This window comes from Microbacterium rhizomatis (genome assembly GCF_008710745.1).
GTDB lineage: Bacteria > Actinomycetota > Actinomycetes > Actinomycetales > Microbacteriaceae > Microbacterium > Microbacterium rhizomatis.
Genome location: NZ_VYSA01000001.1, coordinates 194,755 through 212,091, shown reverse-complemented (window position 1 = coordinate 212,091; position 17,337 = coordinate 194,755). Strand labels below are relative to the sequence as shown.

General features: G+C 66.1%; 15 protein-coding genes. 9 read left to right on the top strand and 6 right to left on the bottom strand.

Annotation, left to right across the window (positions count from 1 at the left end; all coding sequences use genetic code 11):
- Positions 1–21: 21 nt before the first annotated feature.
- Positions 22–342: a helix-turn-helix domain-containing protein gene (locus F6B43_RS01065; protein ID WP_150447119.1), complete on the top strand. Its 321-nt coding sequence runs from the start codon at positions 22–24 to the stop codon at positions 340–342.
- Positions 343–451: 109 nt separating this feature from the next.
- Here the strand turns inward: F6B43_RS01065 and F6B43_RS01060 are convergent, their stop codons facing one another.
- The 3 genes from F6B43_RS01060 to F6B43_RS01050 all read right to left on the bottom strand — a co-directional run bounded on the left by F6B43_RS01060 (position 452) and on the right by F6B43_RS01050 (position 5,502).
- Complete coding sequence (locus F6B43_RS01060) at positions 452–3,454, bottom strand: RHS repeat domain-containing protein (RefSeq protein ID WP_150447118.1); 3,003 nt, start codon at positions 3,452–3,454, stop codon at positions 452–454.
- Between the two features lie 775 nt (positions 3,455–4,229).
- Positions 4,230–4,577 (bottom strand): hypothetical protein, encoded by a 348-nt coding sequence (locus F6B43_RS01055; protein WP_150447117.1) that lies wholly within the window; start codon positions 4,575–4,577, stop codon positions 4,230–4,232.
- Positions 4,578–4,611: 34 nt separating this feature from the next.
- Positions 4,612–5,502 carry a hypothetical protein gene (locus tag F6B43_RS01050; protein WP_150447116.1) on the bottom strand — a complete coding sequence of 297 codons (891 nt, stop codon included), beginning with the start codon at positions 5,500–5,502 and terminating at the stop codon, positions 4,612–4,614.
- Positions 5,503–5,670: 168 nt separating this feature from the next.
- Here F6B43_RS01050 and F6B43_RS01045 point away from each other — a divergent pair, with 168 nt between their 5' ends.
- The 8 genes from F6B43_RS01045 (at position 5,671) to F6B43_RS01010 (ending at position 14,172) form a co-directional block, all read left to right on the top strand.
- Positions 5,671–7,218 carry a serine/threonine-protein kinase gene (locus F6B43_RS01045; RefSeq protein WP_100345629.1) on the top strand — a complete coding sequence of 516 codons (1,548 nt, stop codon included), beginning with the start codon at positions 5,671–5,673 and terminating at the stop codon, positions 7,216–7,218.
- A 38-nt stretch (positions 7,219–7,256) separates the two neighbouring features.
- Complete coding sequence (locus F6B43_RS19975; protein WP_281349480.1) at positions 7,257–7,382, top strand: hypothetical protein; 126 nt, start codon at positions 7,257–7,259, stop codon at positions 7,380–7,382.
- A gap of 99 nt (positions 7,383–7,481) precedes the next feature.
- Complete coding sequence (locus tag F6B43_RS01040) at positions 7,482–9,266, top strand: DEAD/DEAH box helicase (protein ID WP_100345630.1); 1,785 nt, start codon at positions 7,482–7,484, stop codon at positions 9,264–9,266.
- Complete coding sequence (locus tag F6B43_RS01035; protein WP_100345631.1) at positions 9,259–9,486, top strand: hypothetical protein; 228 nt, start codon at positions 9,259–9,261, stop codon at positions 9,484–9,486. Before F6B43_RS01040 ends, F6B43_RS01035 begins: the two co-directional genes overlap by 8 nt.
- Positions 9,483–9,989: a hypothetical protein gene (locus F6B43_RS01030; protein ID WP_150447115.1), complete on the top strand. Its 507-nt coding sequence runs from the start codon at positions 9,483–9,485 to the stop codon at positions 9,987–9,989. Before F6B43_RS01035 ends, F6B43_RS01030 begins: the two co-directional genes overlap by 4 nt.
- Positions 9,990–9,995: 6 nt before the next feature.
- A complete protein-coding gene (locus F6B43_RS01025; protein ID WP_100345633.1) occupies positions 9,996–11,324 on the top strand; it encodes a hypothetical protein in 1,329 nt (442 codons plus the stop codon).
- Positions 11,325–11,328: 4 nt separating this feature from the next.
- Positions 11,329–12,777 carry a recombinase family protein gene (locus F6B43_RS01020; RefSeq protein ID WP_157802982.1) on the top strand — a complete coding sequence of 483 codons (1,449 nt, stop codon included), beginning with the start codon at positions 11,329–11,331 and terminating at the stop codon, positions 12,775–12,777.
- A 75-nt stretch (positions 12,778–12,852) separates the two neighbouring features.
- Positions 12,853–14,172, top strand: a complete 1,320-nt coding sequence (locus F6B43_RS01010) for a recombinase family protein (protein ID WP_343030085.1) — start codon at positions 12,853–12,855, stop codon at positions 14,170–14,172.
- Here the strand turns inward: F6B43_RS01010 and F6B43_RS01005 are convergent.
- From F6B43_RS01005 to F6B43_RS00995, 3 genes are all read right to left on the bottom strand, one after another.
- Positions 14,161–15,324 carry a helix-turn-helix domain-containing protein gene (locus tag F6B43_RS01005; RefSeq protein WP_100345636.1) on the bottom strand — a complete coding sequence of 388 codons (1,164 nt, stop codon included), beginning with the start codon at positions 15,322–15,324 and terminating at the stop codon, positions 14,161–14,163. The genes F6B43_RS01010 and F6B43_RS01005 overlap by 12 nt on opposite strands.
- Complete coding sequence (locus F6B43_RS01000; RefSeq protein WP_150447111.1) at positions 15,311–16,036, bottom strand: hypothetical protein; 726 nt, start codon at positions 16,034–16,036, stop codon at positions 15,311–15,313. Before F6B43_RS01000 ends, F6B43_RS01005 begins: the two co-directional genes overlap by 14 nt.
- 109 nt (positions 16,037–16,145) lie before the next feature.
- Positions 16,146–16,805: an ATPase, T2SS/T4P/T4SS family gene (locus F6B43_RS00995; protein WP_150447110.1), complete on the bottom strand. Its 660-nt coding sequence runs from the start codon at positions 16,803–16,805 to the stop codon at positions 16,146–16,148.
- Between the last annotated feature and the right edge of the window lie 532 nt (positions 16,806–17,337).

Genomic DNA, 17,337 nt, shown 5'->3' with positions numbered 1-17,337 from the left:
CGACTCCGGCAGAATGGACGGGTGCCTGAACACGTTCGCCCCGACCTGCCTCCTGCGGTCGGTGACGCCGTGAGCGCGTTCGGCTACGGCGTCCGGGTCGCCATCATCGGCTACATCCACGAGCATGGCCCCGCCACCCGCGGACAGCTCGCCACCGCCCTCGGCCTAGTGCCCAAGACCGTGCAGTTCCATCTCACCGGGCTCACAGCCCTAGGCGTCGTCATACCTGACCCACCCCCTGAACAAGCCCGACGCGGCCAGCGCACGCGCTATGAAATCGACGCCGGTCGAGTGCTGGAGCTGTACGCCGAACTCGGTAAGCATCTCGGCATCGGCGGCTGAACGCTCCCGAGGCGTTTGGCGCTTCGGTCTCGACTGCACGAGTCCCACTCCGACGCTGGACGCGACAGTGCGGGCACGGTCATCGACCGTGCCCGCACTGTGATTCGGGTCAGCTCTGCTCGTCAAACAGCGCCAAGAAGTCTTCGTCCTCCTCTCGCACGTAACCGTGACGCTCGCGGTAGATCGCCAGGCGTCGGCCGAACCACAGTGTGAGGATGCCGGCCAAGGCGAAGATGCCGCCGGCGATCCCGAACGGGAACATCCAATCCCCAGCGCCGGTCAGCGCCAGCGACGGCGGCAGCTCCGGGGTCTTCGGGACGGTCGGCACGGAGACGACGGTTGTGGTCTCGTCGGGCGCTCCGCACAGCCCACGGTGGATCTCATCGCCGTTCGCGTCGAACAGCGTCTCGATCCAGTAGTACGTGCCGGCCTGCTCGAAGACGACAGCCTCGGAGGTGTAGTCGCCTGGACCGTCGAGGGCGATCGGGTCGCTGCGGAACGCGAGCTCGGCGTCCGTGCAGGTCGCGGTCTCCCCGTCCTGCCGGTATGCCTCGAACACGAGCGTCGAACCGTCCGGGACCGTCCCGCTGACACGGGCGAGGTCATGCGCGGGCTCGCCGAGGGTGACCTCGGCAACGGCCTGTGTCGTGACCGTCAGCTGCTCGGGCTGCTCGGTGATGACGGTCGTCTCGCCGGGCGCCCCGCAGGTGCCCTCGACGAGGATCGTCCCGTCCGCGTCGTAGAGCGTCTCGATCCAGTACACGTTGCCGGGCTGGTCGGTCGTGGTCTGGCCCGAGGCGTAGACGCCGGGCTGGGTGACCGCGATCTGCTCGCTCTGGTAGAACGCGCTCGTGCAGTTCGGCTCCGCGTCGGCCGGCTCGGGGCCGTAGGCGCGGAACTGGAGATACGCCCCCTCGGGGATCGTGCCCTGCACCAGGGCGGTGTCCGCGAACGGCTCGCCCACCCGCGCGGTCGCCGTCGCCTGGGTGATGACCGTGACGGGCAGCTCGACCTCCGGCGTCGGCGGGACGAAGAACCTCTCGAGCACGTCGGCCGGCGACGAGCGATACGGCTGCACTCGGTCGTCGCCGTCGAAGGTCGTGACCAGCACGTAGAAGCCGGGCTCAGACGGCTCGATCCGGTCGGCATCGGTGTAGCCGAGCCGGTAGACGCCGTTGCGCGCCGGGGTCGTGATCGAAGTCAGCAAGGGCGCGTCGGACAGGTCGAGGTCGTCCGTAAGCACGGCATCCGTGGCGAACGGCCCATAGACCGTGTGGGTCACCTCGTCGTTGTCGGCCTGCCAGTACCCGTCGCCCGCGAACTGCCCGTGGTTGGCGGGGAAGCCCGTGACCGTCACCGTGTCGAACGCCCTGCCGCCCGGATGGACGTTGTACTCGCGCATCAGCGAGGTCGTCACGATGGGCCAGCGCACCGAGGTCGTCTCGACCGTGATGCCGTACTCGTCGGTCCAGTCCGCCGCGAGGTAGTCACGCACCCACTCCGGCTGTGTCGCCTTGTGCGCCCGCCACACCCAGGTCACGAATCCGCCCTGCGGTGCCACGACCTCCGGCGAGGTGTAAACGCCGGGACCGTCGGCCGTGATCGTCACCGTGCCAAGCGGCACCGCGCCCGTCTCGGCGAGGACGGCCTGCGTCGGCGGCAGGGTGCCCGGCACCTGATAAGCGGTTCCCTCGAACACGACGGGGATGAACGCCCCGTCGCGCTTGAGCCACGCGCCGTTCGCGCTGGACACCGTGATCGTGTCGGTCAGCGCGTCACCGGGCACGGCGAGGTGCTGATCCGCCTCCGACATGGCGACCGGCTGGAACGGCACGACGCTGCTCTCCGGCATCTGCCCGAAGCGATCCGCGAACGAGTCGGTCAGATACCGGCCGTTCACACCCTGTGCCGCCTTGTCGATCGTCCAGACCCAGGTGTAGAAGCCGGACTCGGCCGCGACGACCGTGCCCGGCGAGGTGTACGAGCCCGCGCCGGTCAGCGTGACCGTCTCCTGCCCGGCCACCGGCGCGCCAGCAGGCGCCGCGTCGGCCTCGGCGGGCTGCTCGTCGAACGGGCCGAACAGCGTGCCGGTCGCGGTGATCGGAATCGGCACGCCGTCGAGCCTGATCCACGTCCCCTTGGAGAGCGTCACGAAGAGCTGGTCGGTGAAGGCGTCGCCCTCGGCGACGTAGCGAGAGGACACCTGCGTGGCGATCTGCGGCTGGAAGTCCAGGTCGATCATCGGCGTCTGCGCCTGGACCGACAGCCCGGTCGAAGAACCGGCGACGGCGGCGATGAGGCGCTGCGCGCCCGGTGTCGTGTAGAGGTCGACCTGCGCCCCGTAGCCGGCCGCGGCGACGCTCATGCTCGCCTCGATCCGGTACGACGGCACCCCGTCGGCCGGGGTGCCCGTGATGCCGTACTGCCCGACGCCGAGCGTGCGCGACGACGACCCGTCGACGAACACCGCGCCCGTCAGCGCCGCCCCGCCCTGCAGCGACGCGGGATGAGCGGCGACCGTCACCGTGCCGGCGTACTGGTCCGACATGGCGATGCTCACCGACAGCGACGGATCGGTGACCGCGTTGACGGCGGCCTCCTGCCGCATGACGGCGAGGTTCGCCAGGATCGTGCCGCGCACGCCGACAGGCGCGCGGGCCACGTAGTAGTCATCGCCGGACATCCCGTGGCTGTTGTAGACGCCCGGATCGGCGACCGACCACACATACAGCGCGACCGCCGCCGTGAGATTCGGGTCGCCGGACTGCCCCCACCTGTCCAGCACGTAGTTCAGCTCCGCGAGCTGCTGACGCGAGAGCGAGTCCAGGGAGGTCACCGTCTGCGGCCCCGATGTGGGATCGAACGGGGAGTTCGCGCCGAGGTCGATGCAGTACCCCTGCCTGCCGTCGACGTCCGTGTTGTACGCCCCCAGGAAACCCGAGTCACCGTAGTAGCCCGTCCCCAGGCTGCCCGCGTGAGCCGGCACCGCACCGAGCACGACCGTCCCAGCCAGCACGAGTAGCGCGACGAGGACCGCAGCGAGACGACGGATCACCGCGCCGGGCGGATGCACACCTGGGGGCTCGGGTGGGGATGCGATCGACATTGACATGGGCCGTCCTCCTGACTCTGCAAAGGACGGTGGGAAGCGACCGTCCTCAGAGCAGGTGCGCGGATCGGCCCACGCGACGTCGCACAGCCGCAGCCGAGTTCTGGCCTCTGCGGACGACCTGGCTGTTGCTCAGAGCGCCCGCAACTACCTGGGTCAGAGATTCCATGTGGTATTCGCTGCAATACCCCCTACATTTTCTCCGCTTAAGTAGCCTCTGATCGGGACTTACCCGCTCCTAGAGATGGCCGGAGAATCGCCTGGATTCTCAGCCATCCCTGTAATGGAGCTGCCGGAGCGGGAGCTTGGGAAGGCTGGTTCCGAACCTCGCCCAGAGGCCACTGCAGACGTGTAGTCCCTCTGTGACGTCGCGGTCCTCGTACCGATACATGAGCCAAAGATGAACGTCCACAAGGGGCGGATTCAGTTGCGGGGGCATCAGGTCGCGCGGATTGGGCGGGGGCGAGTAACGGCTGAACGCTGCCGTCAGGTTCCCGGGCGGACCGAATGGGTACATCACGAGGTGCTTATTCGGGTACCCGTCCAGCTTTTCACCTATGGCTCGCACTCCCCCTCGCTGCTCCTTATCGACGATGTGCAATGACTGTCGAATCAACGCCCATGGATCATCGGGCGACGGTGCATGCGTAACAGACCACCTGATCTGATGAGGCTCCGTGTGCGGATGCTGGCAGCGCTGAGCACACATCACTTGGACACCGTCGTCGTAGACCGCGAGTCCGAGGATCGGGACAGGATCTACCCCCGGGAGCAACAGTCACTCGTCGCGAGATGACCAGTGATATTCGCAGCCGGCTTCGACAGTCCACCGAAGGACATCCGCCCTGATCTTGCTGCGCACGTCTCTAGTTGCGCCTCCCAAGATCATGTACGGGATCATCACCCACACGCAGTGCGGCAGTGTCGGCTCCGCCGTCGGAGCGAGGCGTTGTTCTGCTTCGCGAATGGCAGACGGTGTGGTCGTGATCACTTCCGCGACGTGTTTCCCGTCCTCGGATAGCAGGTCGGGCATGTTCGACTTGGAGCCGTCGTCATACAGTCGAAACTCCACACCGAGCTCATCCGACAGCATCAGCCTCGCGTGTTCTTCTTCCCTTCTGGACACCAGCCTCACGCCTTCCTCGCACACACAGCGATCGTCAGGGCGTGCGCCAGATGGGGACGCCCGCGGCTCGCAGCGCCTCGGGCAGACGGTCGTGCACGTCGCGCATTGCCGACGAGAGTGCTTCATAGCCGGCGTGCGTCTCGGTCACCACCTCTTCGAGCACGGGCGGTACGTAGTCCGAGAACGTCGACACGCTCAGGGTCAGCGTTCCCGCGGCCTGGTCGGTCGCCCACGGGTTTACAGACGGCACCCCGCCTTCGATGCTCTGGGGTCGCAGGCGGTGATATCCCGCGTCTCGCCGGGCTGCCAGCGCAGCCCAAGCTGCGCTTTTCACGAGATCGTCCAGCGGCTCGACGAGATCCGCCAGCGCGACCGTTCCCGTCTGCCGGGCAGCCGCCAGGATGTACTTCACTGTCTCCGGATTGAGGGAGAGGTTTGCGAGTCGTCCGGAATCGAACGGCGCCGGGAGGCCGGTCCAGCTAAGCTTCACGTCGAGACCCGCAGCTTTGCTGTGGATGCGGACGACGCGAGCCACCACGTTCACTACGGCATGGCCGGCACTCACAGCCCACAGCCCGGATGCTTCGGCGACTGCACGGCCGGCGATATTGCGATGGTTTGCGGTCGCGGGCTCTGTAGCGGTATCGCGCCAAACCTCAGCATCACGGAGCGCAGCGAACGCGAGTCCAAGCTGCTCACCGGCGGCGGCCGCACGGCCCAACAGATCCGCGAAGTAGCCGTGAGGCAGTCCCTTGCTCACGCCGTGTATTTCTGCCCACTCGTACTGAGCACCCAGCATCTGCCAGTCGTGCGAGACCATCGCTCGTATCCGGTCAGCGTCGGTGAACGGCTTGCCCACGTCGCCGGGCAACAGCGTCCCCACGACCGCGGCCACCACTGGGCCTTTCGACTCCGGCTCACTCATAGAAAACATCGTGACGCGACCGACTCCCCCACCACAACCGATGCCGAGGCCCATGTCGCGTTCGCTGTCATCCCACCGTCGGGATACATAATAGTTGAGACACGTCAAACCATTTCCGTGGTATACTTGTTCTATGGACAACAATTTCGAGGGCTGCGGGAGCGGCTCATGAGGCTCGGCGGGCTGAGCGAAGTGGCGGAAGAACTGGGAGTGACGCCCCAGCGGATCGCTGCGCTGCGACAGCGACCCGACTTCCCGGATGCGGTCGGGGAGATCGCTCAGGGCCCGATCTGGGATCTGGACGTGGTCAAGGCCTGGAACGGATCCGGCCTGCGTCAGAGGAAGGCCGGACGCCCGAAGTCCGACCTCACCGTCAGGACCCTGGGCGGGCGGTTCATCCTCGAACTTCCGGCAATCGGAAGCGGCGGATTCGCCGACGTCTTCCGCGCGACCGACCGGAAGACCGGGAACCTCGTTGCGGTCAAGGTCCTGCGGGACACGGCAACCGTGGACCCGGAGGCGATCAGCCGCTTCAAGCGAGAACTGCGGCTGCTGGAAGGGCTTACCCATCCCAACGTGATCTCCGTGATCGCGCAGGGCGAGACAGACGAGCAGGACGTCTGGTACGCGATGCCGTTGGCGCAGGGCAGCCTGGCGGACTTCATCGAGAAGGTCGACGGCAACCCGCCACTGATCGTGGACATCATGCGCCAGATCTGCGCCGGACTCACATACATCCACAGCAACGGCGTCTACCACCGTGATCTGAAGCCGGCGAACGTGCTCCGTCTCGAGAGCGGCGAATGGGCCGTCTCCGACTTCGGGCTGGCGGTCGAGGCCGAGCGGGGCACCACGCCTCTGACATCGACGCTCCGGGCAGGCATGGGCTCCTGGGTGTACGCAGCCCCCGAGCAGTGGGCGCGAGCGCGCAGCGCCGATCACCGCTCGGACGTCTACAGTCTCGGCAAGATCCTGCAGGAACTCGTGACCCAGGAGTACCCGGTGAATACCGAGATGGCAGCAGGGCCCCTGCGACCCGTCGTCGAGCGCGCCACCGCGAACAACCCTGCCAGCCGGTACGGTTCTGTCGCCGAGTTCCTCGAGGCGCTCGAGCGTTCGCTCGGCACTCACCAGGAGTACGAGACCTGGGAATCGCGCGAACAGACCGCTGAACGACTCCGCGACCGGATGCTGAGCCCGTCGACGACACCGGCCGATCTGATCGAGATGCTCGAGTGGGCCACGCTTCTCGACGAATCCGACGAGGATGACATGAAGGCGCTCAGCCGCGTCCTGCCGTGGTGCACCTCGTCGTCCATCGAGTTCCTGTGGAACCGGGACCGTGGCGCGTTCCGTCGTCTGTTCGAGCGGTTCACCGACTACGTCAAGCGCACAGGCTTCTCGTTCGAGTACTGCGACGTGCTCGCGAACTTCATGCGCCGCGCCGTCGATGTCACCGGCGACTCCAGCATCCTGCGCATGGCGGTCGCCGCCCTTGCCATCCTCGGCCCGGACCACAACCGCTGGCACGTGCGGGACGTGCTGGTCTCAGTCCTGCAGGACGTCAAGTCGGAAGAGATGTCGATGGCCGCCATCGAGGGGTTGCGATCGGTAAGCCGCAACCAGGTCGCCTGGTCGATCACCGACTTCACCGTTCGCACGCTGCCGCCGGCGATCCGGATCGGCATTGCGGACTGGATAAGCGAGGCCAGTTGATGACCCCTCGCACGACCTCAAGGAAGGGGGTGACAGACATGCCCAAGGGAAGACCGGCCGCGTCACGCGGCCACGCGCGCAGCGCCGTCTCGGGACGCTTCGTGGAGCTCAGCTACGCGAAGCGCAACCCGAGAACGACGGTAGTCCACAAGAAGAAGAGCTGAGCGGCTGAGACTTCGCGTGAACCAAGCGGGGCCGCCTTGGAGGGCGGTCCCGCTCCCAGCATAAACAACAACCCATCAGCATCATGTTCGGAGCAGTAAGTGAAGACCGACCAGTACGTCGTCGTGCAGCCCACGGTTGCCGGCAATCCCGAGCTGCGCGAGCCGCAGATCCTCGCCTATGAGGCGATCGAGAACCACGACTTTCAAGCTGCCGACGCCCGCGAGGTGTCGGTCGTCCTGCCAGTGGGGTGCGGCAAGTCCGGACTCCTCGCCCTCGCGCCCTTCGCCGCGAGGTCGAGGCGCACCCTGCTCGTCGCGCCGAACCTGAAGATCGCCGACCAGTTGCTTGGCGACCTCACACCGAGCAACCCGAAGTATTTCTACACGAAGCGGAAGGTCCTCGACCGCGAGCCGTTCCCTGAGCCCGCGGAGATCCGCGGCGCCTCGAGCAACGTCGGCGACCTCGAGGAAGCCGACATCGTCGTCACGAACATCCAGCAGCTGCAGCGCGAGAACAACAAGTGGCTCGCGAAGCTCCCCAGCGACTTCTTCGACCTGATCCTCTTCGACGAGGGCCACCACAACGTCGCCGAGAGCTGGGACGTGCTGCGACGCAAGTTCCCCGATGCGCGAATCCTGAACGTGAGCGCGACCCCGGCTCGAGCAGACGGAAAAGTGATGACCGGCGAGGTCATCTACAGCTACCCGATCTCCAAGGCCGTCGAGAAGGGGTACGTCAAGCGCATCAACGGATACCGGCTGAACCCGACGACGCTGCACTACGTTCGCCACGAGGGAGACGCCGAGGTCGAGGTCTCTCTGGATGAGGTGCGCCGTCTCGGCGAGGAGGATGCCGGCTTCCGACGCAGCATCGTCAGTTCCGAGGCCACCCTCACCACGATCGCCGAAGCATCCATCCGCAAGCTCCAGGAGATGCGAGAGGCCACCGGACAGCCCCGCCTGAAGATCATCGCCTCCGCTCTCAACATGGAGCACTGTAAGCAGGTCGTCGCGAAGTACCGCGAACTGGGGATGCGTGCCGACTTCGTCCATAGCCAGCTCGCGGAGAAGGCGAACGAGCGCATCCACGAAAAGCTCGACAACCACGAGCTCGACGTCATCGTGCAAGTGCGGAAGCTCGGCGAAGGCTTCGATCACCCGTACCTCAGCGTCGCCGCGGTGTTCAGCATCTTCAGCAACCTTGGCCCGTTCATGCAGTTCGTCGGCCGCATCATGCGCACCATCCCCGGCGTGGATCCCTTTGACCCCGTCAACGACGGAGTAGTGGTCTTCCATGTCGGAGGCAACATCACCGGGGTCTGGACAGACTTCCAGCAGTTCGCCGAAGCCGACCAGGCGTTCTTCGCCAACCTGATCGACGAAGACCTCATCGAACCCACCCCGACCCGCGAACCCGGCCCCGGAGGCAACGGCGGAGGCGGCAGCCTTCCGGTGATCACCGCTCAAGACGATGTCCTGCTCGAGAGCCTCACCCTGCTCACCGCCGACCCCAAGGTCGCAGCGGCGCTCGCAGTCCTGAAAGACGCCGGCATCAGCACGGGTGAGCAGTTCGACCGCCTGCAGCGGATCACCCCCACCAAGCAGGCGTCCCGCAAGGCGAAGCGGGCGCTTCTCGACGAGCTCGTGAAGACCGCCGTCGGCAAGCTCCTCGCCAAGCACAGCCTCAAGCACGCCGGCCGCGACTTCGATAAGACCCGTGAGAACTTCAAGGTCGTGAAGTCCGCGATCGACCTCCGGATCAAGAAGACGGTCCCCAGCGGCGCAACCACCCGCAGCGAGTACTCCGCCGCAGACCTGGACCATCTCATCAACGAACTGCCGAAGATCGTCGACAGCGTGGAAGAGGAGTTGCGTCATGGGTAGCCAACGATCCCTGCTCAAATCGCTCACTGCGGGTGTCGCGGGCAAAAAGCACTACTGCAAAGGGAACAAGCGCCACGTCCTCCTCAAGGGCGACCGCATCTTGGTGATCAAGATCGAGCGCGATAGCTTTCACTATTGCCTCGACTGCGGGCTCAAGTTCATCGCCACGGCCCGGAAAGACCTTGCCGCGCTTGAGACCGACCTGCTGGCGACACCATGACATTCGGCCCGCACCCGACAGCCTGGACCTTTGCTCTCGACAAACGATCCACGCACTCGTCGATCGTTGTGACCGGCAATGAGTCTGGCCCGATCTTCATGACCCCTGAGACGGTGTCAGTACACGCCCAGACCTTCCCTCGCACGACGAGTACCCCCGCGAATGTAGCCGCGCTCCTTCAACTGTCCGTCGACCTGCTCGAAACGAGTGTTATCCACTACGAGTTCGCGGCCCTCGCGATGGAGAAGAGTTTGCAGGCTGTCGAGGCCGCTCTTCGTCACCGTTTCACCGCGGGCAAGAACACCACATATAGCCAACTGATTGCACGTTTCCAACGAGAGACTGACCCTGAGTCCGATGTGGTTGAGACGCTGACGTTTGCCCGAGAGTTGAGGAACATGGCTGCGCACCCGATGACTGCCCCGGCCTTTCCGATCGTCGTCACCGTTTCCTCCGTTCGCCGCTCCCACGACCTCGTGGCTGAGATCTTTCCTGAGCTCTGAGGTGCCATGAACGTCGTCCTTTATCGCGTCGCGGACGGCGCCGAGCTGGATGCGTTCCACCGACGGGCTCAGTTATCGGAACGCATGACCGTCGCCCTGCGTCGGGATGAAGTTCCTGGTGCCGGCAGCGTGCGGCTATGCATCGTGCTCGCTGACTCCGATGCGATGGAGTACTCCGACGGGGGCGCCGCCCCGTCCCCTGGGGTGTACATCGTCGGTGCCGGCGTTATGCGACCCGCGGGTCGCGCCACTACCGTGCAGACACGGTATGCATTCGATCCGCTGATCATGTTCGACTTCTTGCTCGATGTCGAGGAATTGCGCGCAGAGATCGATCTCACGACAGACCAGAAGCGCGTCTTCGAGGAGGGGCTCGACGGTCGACTCCTGTCGCCGAAAACCTCGCAGCTGGTTTGGGACGGACTTCTTCGAATCGCGGAGCCCACCCGCGCGAGGCTGAGGTTCTTGTCTGATTCCGTTCGTCCCTTCACGCCCCCAAGCGCTGCAGAAGGGCGCATACTTCTCCAGGAACGCGACGCTGTGATGGTCGCCACGGAGATTTTCGGAGGCAGCACCAATCTTCGAGGGGGCCTGCGATACATGTCGCGGGAGACCTCCTCGGCCCCCTTTCTCGCCCGGCTTGCGGATGCTCATCAGCTTGAAGACCAAGTGATCGATAAGGACGCCCGGAACTTCCTGGACTGGGTTGGCCTCGAGACAGAGCACGCAGCGGCGATGACCTTTCATAGCGGGCAGCGGACGCTGACTGTAGTGAACGCAAACAAAGGTCCGATCGAAAAGGCAACCGGCGCCGATCTCATCTACTACAACCACTCGAACGAATCGTTCGTGCTCGTCCAGTACAAGATGATGGAGCACCGCACCGCCGAGTGGGTCTACTACCCCGACCAACAATTCGAACTCGAGCGCCAGCGGCTCGTTGCAGTGGAGTCGATCCATCAGCAGGCCGCATTCGACTCGTCGAACCACTTGAACTACCGGCTGGGCGCACCCGTCACCTACTTCAAGTTCTGCCGCCGAAATGCGGCATTCGACGTAAACGATCTCAAGCTGATGCCAGGCAGCTACGTGCCCACCGACTATGTCCAATCGCTCATGGCGTCCATGCACGGCGAAAGAGGCGCCGCCCGCATCGTAGAAGGACCACTCAAGGCGAGATCTCTGGGCAACACATCCTTCGCTGCGCTGGTCAGCACGGGACTTATCGGGACACGCGGAACGGCAACCGAGGACCTTGTATCCGTCGTCCAAAACGCTCTCGACGCTGGCCGCAGTATCGTCATCGGGGTGGAGACCGGGGCACCGGACTCATGATCACGTGAACGACTTGAACCTGGACAGGGCCGAACGGGCCGCTGCGGCGGTGTATCTACGGATCTCGCAGGATCGCGCCGGGGTGCGTGCCGGGGTGCTGCGCCAGCAGGAGGACTGCCTGGCCTTGGCGGCGCGGTTAGGTTTCGATGATCCGCCGGTATTCATCGACAACGACGTCTCGGCGTTCGACGGGGGCCGGCGCCCCGGCTATGACGCCCTCATCGCGCAGGTGGAGGGCGGTGTCACCCACATCGTGGTGTGGCATGTCGATCGCCTCTACCGGCAGCCGCGCGAGCTGGAGGGCCTCATCGACCTGGTCGAGCACCATCCGGTGCGGATCGAGTCGGTGCAGGGCGGCGGGTTCGATCTGAACACGAGCGAGGGCCGGCTGATGGCCAGGCAGCTCGTCGCGATCGCCGCCTACGAGTCCGGGCACAAGTCCGACCGGGTCAAGCGCGCGAACCAGCGACTGGCGGAGCAGGGCCGCTGGCACGGGCCGGCCCGCTACGGCTACGGGCCGGGCGGGGTGCTCATCGCGGAGCAGGCCGCGGTGATCCGGCAGATGGCCGACCGCTTCCTCGCCGGCGAGTCGATCCGATCGATCACCGCCTGGCTGAACCGCTCACAGATCCCTCCGCTGCGCGCCGGGAGCGACACGTCGGGGCTGTGGCACCCGTACACGGTGCGCAGCGTGCTGGCCTCTGCGCGCATCTCCGGGCAGCGCGCGTACTCCCCCGGCACCCGCGCGGATCCCGCCGGCGGGCGGGAAATCCTCGGTCCTGGTGATTGGGAGCGGATCATCACCCCGGAAGAGACGGCGCGGATTCGTGCGATCCTCGCCGACCCGGCCCGGCGGCGCACCACGACGGCGCGGCCGAGCCTGTTGGGCGGGATCGCACGGTGCGGTAAGTGCGGTGCAGGCCTGACAATCGCCGGCCACACATCCGCCCCCGGCGCGAACCCAACCCTCCGATACGTCTGCCAGAAGGACCCTTCCCATCCGGAACGGGGCGGTCTGAGCATCAGCGCCCCATTGCTTGACGACGAGGTCACCAGGGGCATCCTCCACCGGCTCGGGCGGCCCCGGCCTGCCTCCGACACCTCGCCGATCAGTGCCCTGGTGGAACAGATCGTGGAGACCAACCAGCGGATCGCACTGCTTGAGCAGGACAGCGCCGCGGGGCTCATCACCCCAAGGGAACGTATGTCCGGGCAACGGGCAGCCGAGGAGGCGCTGCAGGCGGCGCACCGGCAGCTCGCCGCGGCCGGCGCCGTCGGGCTGCTAACGGTGCCGATCGGCGATCCTGCCGGGCTGGAATCCTGGTGGCGGCGCCTGAACGTGGCCGATCGACGCGCGGTGATCACGACGCTGATCCGCAAGCTCACCATCGCCCCCGGCCGCCCGGGTCGCGGCTTCGACCCTGCCCGAATCCGCATCACCTACGCGTCCTGACCTCGCGCCGCTGCGCACCCTCATGCCCCACAGCGGAGTGGCGACCAGGAGTGCGCGGCGGCGCCGGAGCCTGCCATCCAGCCCGACACCGCCCTGATCTACCTACGAATCTCCGCCAACCGCACCAGCGAGCACGCGTCCATACAGCAACAGCGCGACGATTGCACCGCCCTCGCCGCCCGCCTCGGCTACATCCGCACCGTCGAGTTCGTCGACGAAGCGGTCTCCGCCTACGGAGAACGAACCCGCCCCGGCTACCAGCAACTGCTGCAGCGGATCGCGGTTGCGCCGGCGACGGTGGTCGTGTGGCATCTGGATCGGCTCTACCGACGCCCGAACGAGCTCGAGCAGCTCCTCGATCTGCTCGACACCAGCCAAGTGCGGATCGAGGCGGTCCAGGGCGGCTCGTTCGACCTGAACCGACACGAAGGGCGACTGTTCGCGCGGCAGCTCGTCGCGTTCGCGAACTACGAGTCCGCCCACCGGGGAGCTCGCGTCGCCCGAGCCCAGCAGCAACGTGCCGGACGCGGGCTGCTACACGGCGGAAGCCACTACGGTTACCAGCACAACGGCGCGCTCGAGCCGTTCCAGGCCGGGATCGTGCGGCAAATCGTCGACGACTACCTCATCGGGCTCTCCCCCACCGCGATCGCCCACGAACTGACCCGAGACGGTGTGCCCGCCCCACGAGGCGGAAAGTGGAATGGGACAACCGTCAGCGAGATCCTCACCAGCGACCGACTCCACCACCGGCGCTTTCATCGCCCGACCGCGAACCTCATCGTTGCCATCTGGGACCAGCTCATCTCCGACGATGAATCGACGCTCGTCCAGCTAGGACTACTCCTCCCGCCGCGCGATGCAAGCCGCTCCTCAACCACCCTCCTGGGCGGCATCCTGCGCTGCCGAGGGTGCGGTCGGCGGCTGGTTGCTGGGGTGACCCGATTCGGGCGACGGATCTACAGCTGCCGCACTGCGCTCGCCCGATGTCCCGGCCCAACTCTTGATGCCTGCCAGATGGATGAGCAGATCACCATCGCGGCCGTGGAGCAGTTCAGCCACGCGTGGCGCCCTCATGTGCCACCCCCGGAAGAGCTGCTGCAGACTATACGAACTGCCCGCGAGGACCTCGCTTCGTTCGCCATCAGCTTCGGCGCCGGTCGCCTCGACCACAACGGCTACCTGACCATGCGTGATCCGCTCGACCGGGTGTTGACCGTCGGCGGGATCGGCTTCGCCGCGCACCGCCAAGCCCGGGTTCTCCGTCTCGCGACCGCCGAGTTTCACCACCGTTGGGCGACGTCGCTGCCCTTCCGGAGAGCGGTCATTTGCGCCCTACTCCCCGACCTCGACGGCACTAGTCCGCTCGAGCCGCGCGCTGATCTATCCGGGTGAAGGATCGGTGACAAGCTTCAACGTCGGCCGGGGATCGTCGACACCCAGGACTTCGCGCACCCGTGCCGGGTGCCAGCGCAGCTCGCGGGCGAGGTCGATCTGGGCGAAGCCGATTTGATCGGCAAGCCGGGCAGCCTCGGCCAACATCGATGGCATCTCACCCGGGTACGCGTTCACCGGCTCGGAGGCATCCAGTGAGGAGCTGCGCAGCTGGTTCAGCTTCTGATAGCCCCGACGGATCGAGGCGTCGGAGACCGTACCGGTCTCCTTCATCCGCAGCAGCAGCGAATCCACCGACACACCCCAATGTCGCGAGAGCTCATCGAGCCGGGAAAGATTCACCGTCCGCGGCAGCAAGTTCACGATCTGGGAACGTGGCGTCAGAAACTCAGCAGCGAACTGATCGGCTTCACGCTCCTGTTGCTGATCGCCCGGCACAGCCTCGCCATGCAACAGCAGGTGCCCCAACTCGTGGGCAACCGTGAACCGATAGACGAACACCGACTTCGCACGCTCGGGCGTCACCACGATGACCGGGCGAGCCAACCGAGACGTCGAAAACGCACCCACCCGGGCCACATCGGCATTCGCCAGCGTCAGCAGGCTCACGACGATCCCATGCGACTCCGTCAAAGCCACCAGATGCTTGACCGGCTTCACGCCCAGGCCCCAATGCTGGCGAAGCGCCCGCGCCGCGGAAACGGGATCTGCTTGCTGTCGATCCACCGCGGGCAAGTCGACCTCGGGGAACCGAACCTTCTTCTCCAGCGCGAACGTCAGCTCCCAGACCTGCTCAATGAACGCGATCGCCTTGGACCGATCCCGTGCAGTGGTCGAGCGCAGGCTACGGAAATGCGCCTCGGAACCGTCGACACGGCCGATCGGCCGACCCGTCGCGAAGTAGTCCACGGGAACATCGAGCTCACGCGCGAGCACCGGCAGCAAGTCACGACGCGGCGTAACCACCCGCGACTCGTACTGACCGATCGCCGCAGGCGTGACCCCGACAAGCTCGGCCAGTCTCGCCTTCGACAGGCCGGCTGCGAAACGTGCCTGTGTCAGACGGGCCGGATCGAACGCATCAGCGACGGCATCAAGATCGGGACGGTCGGCTGACCCGAGGAGCGAGAACAGGGTGTCACGGTCGTCCATCAGCCTCTCCGTCCACCTCGTCGCCCTTCACCCCCAGATCCGGGCGCGGGATCGGCCCGTCGGAGAACGACTCGTCCGTCAGGTCCACATCCACCAGCGAGCCCGTGCCCACCTCAAGCAGCGACTCCATCGATGCAAAGGTGAGATACCCGTCCCCACCCAAGGTCGCCTCGCCCCAGTCGACGCTGTAGAGCGCGAACGGGTTGCTCGCGTACGGCACGACGACCACGCGGGAATGCGTCGACAGCGCCTCCTCTAGCGCCTTGCTCTCGGTGTCGAGTAGCTCCCGTTCTTCCTCGGTCAACTCGGGGTGCTCGAACTCGATGTCCAGCTGCTGGGACGACTCACGCTCCTCACCGAAGAGGGAGACCCGCGTGTCCGACACGGCGAACGGGCGCGACCCGATGTCCGTGGACCGCTCCCGTGCGAACCGCCACGGGAACAGGATCACCCCGTTGAACGAGACCAGCTTGTAGCCCCGACGCGGAACGATCTCGGCCGAGGGCAGGCGGCCGAGCACAGTGACGAACTCGTCCAGGCACTTCCGCCAGATCTGCCCGTACACGCCGGTGTGCTTCATCTCGGCTTCCGCCTGCGCATTCGCCATCTTCTCGTGGCAGTCACGGATGATGGACGAGATCTGCTCTCGCACCAGCACACCGTCGGCTCCCAGCGTTCGCAGCGCCCACGCGCGCCCCTCGTCGATCGTCACAATAGGCTCCCTTCATCCGGATGCCCAAAATCTACCACATTGCTTTAGTTTTCGACGCCAAACGCTCAAATGGGGCTGTCGCGGGTCGCCGACGCGGTGTCTAGTGGAGTCAGAGATGCCATGTGGTATTACCCGTATGCGTCGCGCCCGAGACGAGCACGCTGCGGCCGTCGATCATCGCCGCTCGGAGGAGTCGCGCCGCAGCGGGCTGTACGGACCCCATCCGGACGAGGGCCTCGAGGGTGCGGAAAGCGGGCAGGAACTTGCGGACGTTCACCGACCAGTGCCTTCTCGTGACATCCGGGATGACCACGTGCAGACGCGATCCGTCCGGCAGCGAAGCATCGACGAAGGGTTGACTGAGGTCGACCCGGCGACCGCTGGCATGCAGCATCCGCTCGACGAGGTCTCGCACGGCGGAGTCGGTGAGGGTGAGCGGCACGCGCTCGGATCGGCCCGCCCGCGCGATGAAGATGCGGTCGGGCGCGTTGATCCACAGCTCCTCGACTTCCGGATCGTCGAGATAGGACTGGAGGGGCCCATAGCCTGCCACCGCGGCCAGAACGTCGCGCACGCACGACGCTTCGTCGTCGACCGTCGCGAAGCCCCGCGCGAGCGCGAAGTCGTTGTGCCTGCGCACCTCTGCGCGTGCGACCTGGGCAGCGACATCAGGCTGACGCGCCGGATCGGTCTGCTCAGACCGCAACCGCTCACGAACCCGCTCGGTCACCACCGAAAGCGCACTGGGCGACACCGTCACTGAACTCATCGCAGCATCCTCGCAAGAACGCGAGAGGAGCCGTGGAAGTTATCCACAGCCCGGCGGCGGGGGTTACTGCGGCGCGGTGCGGTGCGGCGTGACTGATTGGCCGCGCCATGGCTGTACTGACCCGGATCGTTGTCGACGTTGGAGGGACCTCCGCAGTCGAGTGGGAGCTGTCCCGGTTCCCGTCGAGTCCGCGGGGGCCTCTCGTGGCCACGCTGATGCTCGGCTGGCTCCGGCCGGCAGGTTAATCACGATTCAGCGCATCAGAGCGGGGCGTGCGGTCGCGCATGTCGCGGCGGAGATGCGTATCTCGCGCACGACCGCGTGACGGTGGTGCGCGGGTCCCAGGAACACGGCCCGACAGGTCTGCAGGATCGTTCGGGCGTCGCTCATTCGCACCCGCGCAGGATGGGGCATGCGTGGAGACGCGGGTGCGGATCATGCGTCGCCTCACCGGTCGCGGTCCGGTGTTCATCGCGGGCAGGCTCGGCCTGCAGGCTTCGACCGTGGGGCGGGTGCTGCGCCGTCACCAGAC

Bases quoted from the DNA above. Each gene is read 5' to 3' on its own strand.
- F6B43_RS01050 (WP_150447116.1), bottom strand. From the start codon at position 5,502: ATGAGTGAGCCGGAGTCGAAAGGCCCAGTGGTGGCCGCGGTCGTGGGG.
- F6B43_RS19975 (WP_281349480.1), top strand. From the start codon at position 7,257: ATGCCCAAGGGAAGACCGGCCGCGTCACGCGGCCACGCGCGCAGCGCC.
- F6B43_RS01005 (WP_100345636.1), bottom strand. From the start codon at position 15,324: ATGGACGACCGTGACACCCTGTTCTCGCTCCTCGGGTCAGCCGACCGT.
- F6B43_RS00995 (WP_150447110.1), bottom strand. From the start codon at position 16,805: ATGAGTTCAGTGACGGTGTCGCCCAGTGCGCTTTCGGTGGTGACCGAG.
- F6B43_RS01035 (WP_100345631.1), top strand. From the start codon at position 9,259: ATGGGTAGCCAACGATCCCTGCTCAAATCGCTCACTGCGGGTGTCGCG.
- F6B43_RS01060 (WP_150447118.1), bottom strand. From the start codon at position 3,454: ATGTCAATGTCGATCGCATCCCCACCCGAGCCCCCAGGTGTGCATCCG.
- F6B43_RS01025 (WP_100345633.1), top strand. From the start codon at position 9,996: ATGAACGTCGTCCTTTATCGCGTCGCGGACGGCGCCGAGCTGGATGCG.
- F6B43_RS01030 (WP_150447115.1), top strand. From the start codon at position 9,483: ATGACATTCGGCCCGCACCCGACAGCCTGGACCTTTGCTCTCGACAAA.
- F6B43_RS01045 (WP_100345629.1), top strand. From the start codon at position 5,671: ATGAGGCTCGGCGGGCTGAGCGAAGTGGCGGAAGAACTGGGAGTGACG.